Annotated in this window: 7 protein-coding genes; 2 read left to right on the top strand and 5 right to left on the bottom strand. The window is 71.8% G+C overall.

Features of this window, described 5'->3' with window-relative positions; translation table 11 throughout:
- Window positions 1-109 precede the first annotated feature (109 nt).
- Entirely contained in the window at window positions 110-1,378 is a 1,269-nt protein-coding gene (locus AADR41_RS40235) for an acetyl-CoA C-acetyltransferase (RefSeq protein WP_342287267.1), read from the bottom strand.
- 71 nt (window positions 1,379-1,449) lie between these two features.
- On the opposite strand from AADR41_RS40235, the gene AADR41_RS40230 reads away from it, so the two are divergent.
- Together AADR41_RS40230 and AADR41_RS40225 are read left to right on the top strand one after the other, a co-directional pair.
- The gene (locus tag AADR41_RS40230; protein ID WP_342287266.1) at window positions 1,450-2,769 is read left to right on the top strand and encodes a 3-oxoacyl-ACP reductase; all 1,320 of its coding nucleotides are present in this window, start codon (window positions 1,450-1,452) and stop codon (window positions 2,767-2,769) included.
- 1 nt (window position 2,770) lies between these two features.
- Window positions 2,771-3,742 carry a MaoC/PaaZ C-terminal domain-containing protein gene (locus AADR41_RS40225; protein WP_342287264.1) on the top strand — a complete coding sequence of 324 codons (972 nt, stop codon included), beginning with the start codon at window positions 2,771-2,773 and terminating at the stop codon, window positions 3,740-3,742.
- Here the strand turns inward: AADR41_RS40225 and AADR41_RS40220 are convergent.
- From AADR41_RS40220 to AADR41_RS40205, 4 genes are all read right to left on the bottom strand, one after another.
- On the bottom strand, window positions 3,684-4,325 hold the full coding sequence (locus AADR41_RS40220; protein WP_259930164.1) for a TetR/AcrR family transcriptional regulator: 642 nt from the start codon (window positions 4,323-4,325) through the stop codon (window positions 3,684-3,686). The genes AADR41_RS40225 and AADR41_RS40220 overlap by 59 nt on opposite strands.
- A gap of 140 nt (window positions 4,326-4,465) precedes the next feature.
- Window positions 4,466-5,812: a dicarboxylate/amino acid:cation symporter gene (locus AADR41_RS40215; RefSeq protein WP_342287263.1), complete on the bottom strand. Its 1,347-nt coding sequence runs from the start codon at window positions 5,810-5,812 to the stop codon at window positions 4,466-4,468.
- A gap of 431 nt (window positions 5,813-6,243) precedes the next feature.
- Entirely contained in the window at window positions 6,244-6,498 is a 255-nt protein-coding gene (locus AADR41_RS40210; protein ID WP_342287261.1) for a DUF4229 domain-containing protein, read from the bottom strand.
- A gap of 176 nt (window positions 6,499-6,674) precedes the next feature.
- Window positions 6,675-7,211, bottom strand: coding sequence for a GNAT family N-acetyltransferase (locus AADR41_RS40205; protein ID WP_342287260.1), 537 nt, complete (start codon window positions 7,209-7,211; stop codon window positions 6,675-6,677).
- Window positions 7,212-7,408 lie beyond the last annotated feature (197 nt).

Here is a 7,408-nt window from a genome sequence, read left to right as displayed (position 1 = left end):
TGGCAGGGGCGCGGAGGGTGGTGTGTCAGGGGCGCGGAGGGCTCCGGCGGAGTGGAGAGGGGTGTGTCAGCGGCGCGGAGAGGGGGTGTATCAGGGGCGCGAGGGGCTGTCAGGGGCGTTCGAGGATCGCCGTGACGCCCTGGCCGCCCGCCGCGCAGATCGAGATCAGGCCCCGGGACGGTCCCTCGCGCTCCGCCAGGAGCTTGGCCAGGGTGGCGACGATCCGGGCGCCGGTCGCGGCGAACGGGTGGCCGGTGGCTAGCGAGGATCCGGCGACGTTGAGCCGGTCCCGGTCGACCGGGGCCAGGCCCTGCTTCTCCCAGGCCGCGAGGGTGGCCAGCACCTGGGAGGCGAAGGCCTCGTGGATCTCGAACAGGTCGAAGTCCTCGATGGTGAGCCCGGCGCGCTCCAGCATGCGCGGTACGGCGTGCGCCGGGGCCATCAGGAGCCCGTCGTCGCCGCTCACGTGGTCCACAGCCGCCGTCTCGTACATGGACAGGTAGGCGAGCGGCTCCAGGCCGTGCGCGCGGGCCCACTCCTCGCTCGCCAGCAGTACGGTCGCGGCGCCGTCGGTGAGCGGGGTGGAGTTGCCCGCGGTCATCGTCGCGCCGGGGTGGTCGGTGCCGAACACCGGCTTCAGCGTGGCGAGTTTCGCCGCGGTGGAGCCGGGGCGGAGGTTCTGGTCACGGGTCAGCCCCCGGTACGGGACCACGAGGTCGTCCAGGAAGCCGCGCTCGTACGCGGCCGCGAGCCGCTGGTGGCTGGTGGCGGCGAGAAGGTCCTGGTCCTCACGGGTGATGCCCCACCGGCGGGCGGTGACCGCCGCGTGCTCGCCCATCGAGAGGCCGGTGCGGGGTTCCGCGTTGCGCGGCATGTCCGGGACGAGGTGCCGGGGACGTACGCCGGCGAGCGCCTTGATCCTGGCCCCCGCCGACTTCGCCCGCCGGGCGTCGAGCAGCAGCCTGCGCAGCTCGTCGTTGACGCCGAGGGGCGCGTCGCTGGTGGTGTCGGTGCCGCCCGCGATCGCCGAGTCGACGGCCCCGAGCATGATCTTGTCCGCCGCGGCGACGACCGCCTGGAGGCCGGTGCCGCACGCCTGCTGGATGTCGTACGCGGGGGTGCGCGGGTCGAGCGCCGAACCGAGCACGGTCTCCCGGGCCAGGTTGAAGTCACGGCTGTGCTTGAGCACGGCGCCCGCGACGAACTCGCCGACCAGCTCGCCCCGAAGCCCGAACCTCTCGACCAGACCGTCCAGCGCGGCCGTGAGCAGTTGCTGGTTGGAGGAGTGCGCGTACGGACCGTCGGAGCGCGCGAACGGAACGCAGCTGCCGCCGATGACCGCGACCCTGCGGGGCTGCGGGAGTTCGAGGGGGATCATCTCGACCAGCTCCTGACTCTTGAGTAACCTTACTCCGGAGTAAATCTACGACCGAGCAGGGAGTCTGGACAATGGCCGACCGCTATCTGCACTTCACCGGCACAGCACCCGGCCGATTTCTCACCCGGAGGCTCGGACTCCCGCAGCCCGCCCCGCTGCGCCGCTGGTCACCACGGACCCCGACGCTGGACGGCCCGCTGCTGCACCTCACCGCCGGGGAATCCGCGGCCACCGGAGAGCTCGGCGCGCTCCTCGCCGCCACCGGCCTCGAAGTCACCGCGCGCACCGAACGCCCCGCCGGGATCGTGCTGGACGCGACGGCCGTCGACACCCCCGGCAAGCTGGCCGGGGTCCACGCGGCGCTGCACCCGGTGATCCGTTCCCTCGCCCCGGGCGGGCGCGTCGTGGTGCTGGGGGTGCGGCCGTCGGCCGACGACCACCATCGGGCCGCCGCCCAGCAGGCGCTGGAGGGGTTCGTACGCTCGCTGGGCAAGGAGATCGGCAGGGGCGCCACCGTACAACTGCTCCGCATCGCCCCGGAAGCCGTCGGCGCGGCCGAATCCACCCTGCGTTTCCTGCTCTCGCCCCGCTCCGCGTACATCAGCGGCCAGGTGATCGAGCTGACCGCCGCCGTCCCCGCCCCGGTCGCCGACTGGACCGCCCCGCTCGCCGGGCGCACCGCCCTGGTCACCGGCGCGGCGCGCGGCATCGGCGCCTCGGTCGCCTCGGTGCTGGCCCGCGACGGCGCCCGGGTCGTCTGCCTGGACGTCCCGCGGACCGGAGACGAACTGGCCCGGACCGCCGAGGCGCTCGGCGCCACCGCGCTGCCGCTGGACATCACCGCGGACGACGCCGCGGAACGGATCGCCGCCGCGGCCCCCGGCGGCCTCGACGTCCTCGTCCACAACGCGGGCATCACCCGCGATCGCCGCCTCGCCAACATGCCGGCCGAACGCTGGGCCACGGTCGTCGACGTGAACCTCGACAGCGTGCTGCGCACCACCGACGCCCTGCTCAAGGCGGGCACCGTCAACCGCGGCGGCCGGATCGTCGCCACCGCGTCCATCGCCGGCATCGCGGGCAACAACGGCCAGACGAACTACGCGGCGAGCAAGGCGGGCATCATCGGGCTGGTCCGCGCACTGGCCCCGCGCGCCGCCGCCGACCACGACGTCACGGTCAACGCGGTGGCCCCCGGCTTCATCGAGACGAAGATGACCGCGGCCGTCCCCCTGCTCATCCGGGAGGCGGGCCGCCGGATGAACTCCCTCGCCCAGGGCGGGCTCCCGGTCGACGTCGCCGAGACGACCGCCTGGTTCGCCCAGCCCGCCTCGACGGCCGTCAACGGCCAGGTCGTGCGGGTCTGCGGCCAGAGCCTGCTGGGGGCGTGACGTGCCGAGCCTGAACGCGGCACTCGTACGGGGCGCCGTCACCTCCCCGTTCAAGCGGGCCGGCCGTCCCGGCGCCGCCCTGCCCGCCGACCGGGCCGTGCGTCCGGCCGCGCCGATCGCGGCCGGGCCGCTCGCCTCGTACCGCCGGATCTGCGGTTTCACCGAACCGGACACCCTGCCGCTCACCTATCCGCACGTGCTGGGATTTCCGCTCGCCATGCGGCTGATGACCGCCCGGAGGTTCCCGCTCCCGGTCGTCGGCCTCGTCCACACCTGGATCGAGATCACCCGGCACCGGACGCCGCGCCCCACGGACCGGCCCGAACTCACGGTGTACGCCGAGGGCCTGGCACCGCACCGGCGGGGCACCGAGGTCACGATGGTCACCGAGGCGCGGCTGGCGGGTGAGCTGGTCTGGGAGTCCCGCAGCGGCTATCTGTCCCGGCACGCGACGCACCCCGGCCCCGGCCCGGCAGACACCGGACCCGGCACCAGCCCGGCAGGCACCGGTCCCGGCCCGGCAGGCACCGGACCCGACTGCGGGCCGGCAGGCACCGGCCCCGGACCCTCGCCGACGGACACCGCTCCCGCCCCGACGCACACCACCCCGGCCCCGGAACTGCCCGCAGTCGCCGAGTGGCGGCTGCCCGGCGATCTGGGACGGCGGTACGGCGCCGCCTCGGGCGACCGGAACCCCATCCACCTGTATCCGCTCACCGCCCGGCTCTTCGGCTTTCCCCGGGCCATCGCCCACGGCATGTGGACCGTCGCCCGCTGCCTGGCCGAGACACCGGACCCCGACGAAGTCCACGCCGTACGGGCCGACTTCAGGGCCCCCGTCCTGCTGCCCGCCACCGTCACCTACGCGGCGGACGCCACCGGCTTCCAGCTGCGCTCCGCCGGCCGCCTCCACCTCACCGGCCGGATCCTCCGCGCGCCGGACCCGGCGGCTGCCAGGGACGGCCGTTCATGAGGTTCTCCAGCCCCGCCCAGGAGAAGTTCATCAGGGTGGCCGCGGCCTCCTTCGCCGAGACGCCCGGGGTCTCGTTCGCCCACCCGGCGAGCGACTCCGCGGCCCCCACGAGCGCCTGCGCGAGCCCCGACACATCGCGGTCGGGGAGCGCCGGGTCGTGGTGCGCCTCGCGCGCCGCGGCGCCGATCAGCTCCGTCACGAAAGCAACGATCTCGTCCCGCATCGCCGTCACCTCGTCGGCGAACGGCTCCCCGTGCGTGCGCGCCTGGCGGTGCAGCACCGCCCAGCCGTCCGGGTGCTCCGCCGTGTGCGTGAAGAACGCCCGCAGCCCGGACCACAGTTGCCGGTCGGCCGGCAACCCCGGCTCCGCCCCCGCCCGCACCGCTTCGACCAGCGCTTTCGCCTCCCGCCTGATGCAGGCGGTGAAGAGCTCTTCCTTGGAGTTGAGATACAGATAGACCAGCGGCTTGGACACCCCCGCCAGCTCGGCGATCTCGTCCATCGAGGCGGCCCGGTAGCCACGCTGCCCGAAGGTCTGCACGGCGGCGTCCATCATCTGCTGCTCGCGCACGGCCCGCGGCATCCGTTTGCTCTTCACAGCACCCACGTCGACTTCCTCCCACCCCCGTGTGCCACTCCCCGGCAAGGGTACGGCGCGGGAGCGCCCCCGGTCCTGCCGCGAGGCGGACCGGGGGCGCTCCTGGATGCCGTGTCTGTGCGTGGTTACGCTGCGACCGCCACCTTCTGCGGCTCGCTCGCGCGCACCTCGTCGCCGTCGACCGGGGAGGACGTGGCCGAGTTGTACGCGTCGTGGTCGAGGATCTTCTCGCGGGCCGCGACGATCACCGGGACCAGCGCCTGGCCCGCCACGTTGGTGGCCGTGCGCATCATGTCCAGGATCGGGTCGATCGCCATGAGCAGGCCGACGCCCTCCAGCGGGAGGCCGAGCGTCGACAGGGTGAGGGTCAGCATGACCGTCGCGCCGGTGAGACCGGCGGTGGCCGCCGAACCGATCACCGAGACGAACGCGATCAGGACGTAGTCACCGACACCCAGCTGGACGTCGAAGATCTGCGCGATGAAGATCGCCGCCAGCGCCGGGTAGATGGCGGCGCAGCCGTCCATCTTGGTGGTGGCGCCGAACGGGACGGAGAAGGAGGCGTACTCCTTCGGGACGCCGAGGCGCTCGGTGACCTTCTGGGTGACCGGCATGGTGCCGACCGAGGAGCGGGAGACGAAGGCCAGCTGGATCGCCGGCCAGGCGCCCTTGAAGAACTGCACCGGGCTGAGCTTGGCGACAGTGGCGAGCAGCAGCGGGTACACACCGAACAGCACCAGGGCGCAGCCGATGTAGACGTCGGCGGTGAAGGTCGCGTACTTGCCGATCAGGTCCCAGCCGTAGTCGGCGATCGCGTAGCCGATGAGGCCGACGGTGCCGATGGGGGCGAGGCGGATGACCCACCACAGGGCCTTCTGGAGAAGCTCCAGGACGGACTCGCTGAGGGTGAGGATCGGCTGGGCCTTCTCGCCGAGCTGGAGCGCGGCGATGCCGGCGACGGCGGCCATGAAGACGATCTGGAGCACGTTCAGCTCGGTGAACGGGGTGATCACGTTGTCCGGGATGATGCCGGTCAGGAAGTCGAGCCAGGAGCCCGCGTGCTCCGGCAGCTTGCCGTCCTTCGGCGTGAGGCCCGTTCCGGAGCCCGGGTTGGTGATCAGGCCGATCGTGAGGCCGATGGCGACCGCGATCAGCGAGGTGATCATGAACCAGAGCAGGGTGCGGGTGGCCAGCCGGGCGGCGTTGTTGACCTTGCGGAGGTTGGTGATCGACACCAGGATCGCGAAGAAGACGAGGGGCGCGACGGCCAGCTTCAGCAGCTGGACGAAGATGTGGCCGACCTTGTCGAGCGTGGTGTAGAGCCAGCCGATGTCATACGTACGCGTGATCCAGCCGAGTACGACACCGAGCACGAGGCCGGCGACTATCTGGGCCCAGAACGGGACCTTGGGTATACGGAAACCGGAGCCGGACGGACTGCCGGCAGCGGTGGACGCGGGGTTCGCGGACACGGACACACTCCAGATGTGACGCATCGGGGCGCACGGGGACGGCTGTGCGGGGGACGGGGGGTGCGGCGCCCGCGTCAGGGGCGGCGCCGCTGCATGGTGCCGGTTCAGACGTTGCGGCAACAGACCGCGGACATACAGCGGCAGAGATCGACATGCAGGCGCTCCACGAGCGGGACGCTCGCGGCGAATCGATGGCGCACTGCTGTCTTCATGTCGAACACGTTAACACTTGAACTTTGAGAACCTCAAAGGTCTTCTTTGACTCCGGCCGCCCGCCGCCACCGCCGTCACCGCGCCCCGGCCCCCTGCGGGAACGACAAAACCCCAGTACAGGAGCGAACGCTCCGGCGCTGGGGTTTCGAACGGAAACAGTGCGGGTGTGAGGAAGCTTACGCAGCCCCTACGGAACGCTCACGTCCCCGCCACCGCGGTCAGGGGGTGACGTGGTCCTCGCAGGTCCGGTTCGCCTCCAGGCGCTCCTTGGCGCGGTCGACCGTGGACACGATCTGCTCGGACATCTCGTCGCGCTGCTTGCGCAGCAGCACGTAGCTCAGCGGCGCGGACAGGACCAGGGCGAGCAGAATCACCCAGACGAGATTCGAGCCGTTCGTCCCGGAGGGCAGCAGGCCGAAGTGCACGGCCACGGCGGCGACGGCGAAGCAGCCGACGAAGATACTGAGGCGCATCGCGGTGTACCGAATTGTCGCGCTCGGCTTGGCAGCGGACACAGTTGGCCTCTCTCTCAACGTATGACGGTCCTTCGATCCTGCCCGACCAGTGAAGCATGCCCCGGAATCGATCAGTTCGCAGGGCTCCGCCAAAGGGGGCGCGGGCTCTCGGAGCCCAGGGGCCCGTCGCCGGATCAGGGCCGGACGGGCCCGAGCGACAGCAGCATGATGATGTCGTCGCGGTCGTCGCCTTCGGCCACCCGGATCGCGTCCGGCACCCGTCCGACCTCCTTGTATCCGCAGGAGGCGTAGAACCGGTCGACGCCGGTGCCGCCGCGGCAGCTGAGCCGGACGGCCTCGATCCCGTCCGTCCCCCGGGCCGCCCGCTCCGCGGCGTCCATCAGATCGCGCCCGTAGCCCTTGCCCTGGTGGCGGGGGTGGACCATCACCGTGTAGAGCCAGAGCCAGTGGCGCATCAGCCGGTGGGTGTTGAGGGCGAGGAAGACCGTGGCGGCGACGGCACCGTTCTCGTCGCGGCCGATCAGCAGGCGGGTGCGCCCCTCGGCCATGGCGTCCAGATGCTTGTCCAGCTCGGGCCGGATGTCGTCGGCCGTGACCGGCGGCACGAAGCCGACCGCGCCGCCCGCTTCGGAGACCTCGGTCCACAGCTCGGTGATGCCGTCCCGCAGCGTGCCGTCGACCTCGGGATCCAACTCGAATGTAAGTGCCATAGGCGCAGGCTAACCATTACCGATCCATGACCCCAAACCATGTCCAGAACGCGAGAAAGCCCCGGCCGGCCTTGAGTTCTAGTGGTCGTCGCAACACCCCAGCTCAGGGGATGCGATGGAGTTCGAGATTCGGAAGAACCGGGGGCCCGGCGGCGGGCGCAACATGGCCCGAGAGCGGGCCGCATACTTCCTGCTCA

Origin of the sequence: Streptomyces sp. CLV115, from assembly GCF_038448545.1 — a bacterium.
Classification (GTDB): Bacteria; Actinomycetota; Actinomycetes; order Streptomycetales; family Streptomycetaceae; genus Streptomyces; species Streptomyces sanglieri.
This window is presented reverse-complemented; position numbering and strand designations above follow the sequence as displayed.

What these genes read in the sequence shown, in the direction of transcription:
- AADR41_RS40235 (WP_342287267.1), bottom strand. Translation starts at nt 1,378, where the DNA reads ATGATCCCCCTCGAACTCCCGCAGCCCCGCAGGGTCGCGGTCATCGGC.
- AADR41_RS40220 (WP_259930164.1), bottom strand. Translation starts at nt 4,325, where the DNA reads ATGCCGCGGGCCGTGCGCGAGCAGCAGATGATGGACGCCGCCGTGCAG.
- AADR41_RS40205 (WP_342287260.1), bottom strand. Translation starts at nt 7,211, where the DNA reads ATGGCACTTACATTCGAGTTGGATCCCGAGGTCGACGGCACGCTGCGG.
- AADR41_RS40210 (WP_342287261.1), bottom strand. Translation starts at nt 6,498, where the DNA reads ATGCGCCTCAGTATCTTCGTCGGCTGCTTCGCCGTCGCCGCCGTGGCC.
- AADR41_RS40230 (WP_342287266.1), top strand. Translation starts at nt 1,450, where the DNA reads ATGGCCGACCGCTATCTGCACTTCACCGGCACAGCACCCGGCCGATTT.